Source organism: Mycobacterium sp. (genome assembly GCF_049673265.1).
Classification (GTDB): Bacteria; Actinomycetota; Actinomycetes; order Mycobacteriales; family Mycobacteriaceae; genus Mycobacterium.
This window is the reverse complement of the sequence record NZ_JBATXN010000538.1, coordinates 1-2,377: the sequence shown is the minus strand read 5'-3', so window position 1 is coordinate 2,377 and position 2,377 is coordinate 1. Positions and strand designations below refer to the sequence as shown.

Below are 2,377 nucleotides of genomic sequence, written 5' to 3'. Positions count from 1 at the left end.
CGTGTCGCCGAGTATCGGTTTGGGCCAACGGCTGTCGAGCGCGCGGGCGTATGCGGTCACGAACGCGGTTTGCTCGATGGGGGTGAACTCGGTGATCGCGATTCGCATACCGGCAACGTACTCCGAGACTAGGCTGCGCTGGGTGATCGATTCGAAAACCACAGCCCAGCAGCCGGCCACTTTATGTGAGGCGTTCCAGCGCACGGCGGCGATCGACCCGGACGCTATCGCGCTGCGCACCCCGGGCGGCACCCAGACGATGACCTGGCGGCAGTACGCGGCTGACGTGCGCCGGGTCGCGGCCGGTTTGGCCGGCCTGGGGGTTTGTCGCGGCGACACGGTTTCGCTGATGATGGCCAACCGCATCGAGTTTTATCCGCTGGAAGTGGGCGCGCAGCACTTGGGCGCGACCTCGTTCTCGGTGTACAACACGCTGCCCGCCGAACAACTGACCTATGTTTTCGACAATGCCGGCACCAAAGTGGTGATCTGCGAACAGCAGTACGTCGACCGGATCCGGGCCAGTGGCGCAAAGCTGGAGCACATCGTCTGCATCGACGGGTCCCCGGAAGGCACCCTCTCGCTGGATGCCCTTTACGCCGCAGGCGCCGACGATTTCGATTTCGAGTCGACCTGGCGGGCGGTGCAGCCCGACGATGTGATCACTTTGATCTACACGTCCGGGACGACGGGAAACCCCAAAGGTGTGGAGATGACACACGCCCACCTGTTATTCGAAGCCCAAGCCCTCGACGCCGTTTTGGGTGTTCAGTTCGGTGATCGCGCCACCTCCTTCCTGCCGACGGCACACATCGCTGACCGCACGATGGCGTTGTACAACCAAGAGGTCTTCGGGGCACAAATCACCGTGGTTTCGGACGCTCGCGAGATCGCGGCGGCGCTGGCCGACGCGCGCCCGACAGTCTGGGGTGCGGTGCCCCGGGTATGGGAAAAACTTAAAGCGGCAATAGAATTCGCCGTCACCCACGAGCAGGACGAGGCCAAGCGTCAAGCTCTGCAGTGGGCCATGTCGGTGGCCGGGAAGCGGGCGGCGGCGCTGGTGGCCGACGAGCCGCTGTCGGACGACGCGGCTGCCGAATGGGAGAAAGCGGACGAGCTGGTGCTGTCAAAGCTGCGTGCCAGGCTCGGACTGGACCAGCTCCGGTGGGCGGTGTCGGGTGCGGCGCCGATTCCGAACGAAACGCTGGCATTTTTCGCCGGTATCGGCATCCCGATCGCCGAGGTGTGGGGCATGTCCGAGCTGAGCTGTGTTGCCAGCGTGAGTCATCCGGCCGAGGCGCGCCTGGGCACGGTAGGCAAGCTGCTGCCCGGTTTGGAGGGCAAGATTGCCGAGGACGGCGAATATTTGGTGCGTGGGCCGCTGGTGATGAAGGGCTACCGCGGCGAGCCGGCGAAGACCGCCGAGGCCATCGACCCCGACGGCTGGCTGCACACCGGCGACATCCTGGACGTCGACGACGACGGTTATCTGCGGATCGTCGACCGGAAGAAGGAGCTGATCATCAACGCGGCCGGAAAGAACATGTCGCCGGCCAACATCGAGACCACCGTGATGGCCGCTTGCCCGATGGTCGGGGCGATGCTCGCGATTGGCGACGGCCGCCCCTACAACACCGCGCTGTTGGTCTTCGACGCCGACTCGGTGGGCCCGTACGCGGCCCAGCATGGACTCGCCGACGCCTCCGCCGAGGCCCTGGCGGCTGACCCGCAAGTGATCGCGAAGATCGCGGCGGGGGTGGCCGAGGGCAACGCCAAACTGTCGCGGGTTGAGCAGATCAAGCGCTTCCGGGTGCTACCGACGTTGTGGGAGCCCGGCGGTGAGGAGATCACGCTGACGATGAAGCTCAAGCGGCGGCCGATCATGGCTAAGTACGCCGACGAAATCGAGGAGTTGTACGCGGGCGATCCGGGTCCGGACGTCCACGAGCCCGGCAGCACATCGGCAGCCCAACCGGCGTGACTTCAGCCGGCCCGGCGTCGATTCCGGTGGGTGACGATTGCAGTCGCCAATCCGCTTCGCCTTGCATCCTCGCCGACGAACGATGATTGCGGTCGCTTCTTGACATTCCGGAACTTGTTCTCGGAGGCCGTTTCTGGTGCGTCGTCGGAGGACGCGGAAAGAAACCGGGCCGGCAGAGCCAATTTGCAGATCGTGCGCACCGTGAGTAGGTACTGGCGAAGGAAGGAACCTGTCGTGTAGGGCAAGTCGTAGGTCACGCACAGCGCGCGGACCCGTTCGCCGATCTCGGGTAACCGATTGCTCGGCAGATCAGGAAACAGGTGATGTTCGATCTGGTAGCAGAGGTTTCCGCTCATGAAGGCCAACACCCGCCCGGCCCGGAAGTTCGCGGTACCC

Annotated in this window: 2 protein-coding genes and 1 pseudogene; 1 reads left to right on the top strand and 2 read right to left on the bottom strand. The window is 64.7% G+C overall.

Annotated features, from left to right (window positions below; all coding sequences use genetic code 11):
* Nucleotides 1-108, bottom strand: a pseudogene (locus tag WBF82_RS18420) (class I SAM-dependent methyltransferase); the annotation flags it as partial.
* Between the two features lie 34 nt (nucleotides 109-142).
* Between WBF82_RS18420 and fadD11 the strand changes: the two are divergent.
* Complete coding sequence (gene fadD11, locus WBF82_RS18415; protein ID WP_424384395.1) at nucleotides 143-1,981, top strand: fatty acid--CoA ligase FadD11; 1,839 nt, start codon at nucleotides 143-145, stop codon at nucleotides 1,979-1,981.
* Between the two features lie 2 nt (nucleotides 1,982-1,983).
* Here fadD11 and WBF82_RS18410 read toward each other — a convergent pair.
* The coding region (locus WBF82_RS18410) for a fatty acid desaturase family protein (protein ID WP_424384394.1) at nucleotides 1,984-2,377 on the bottom strand (394 nt) is incomplete at its 5' end.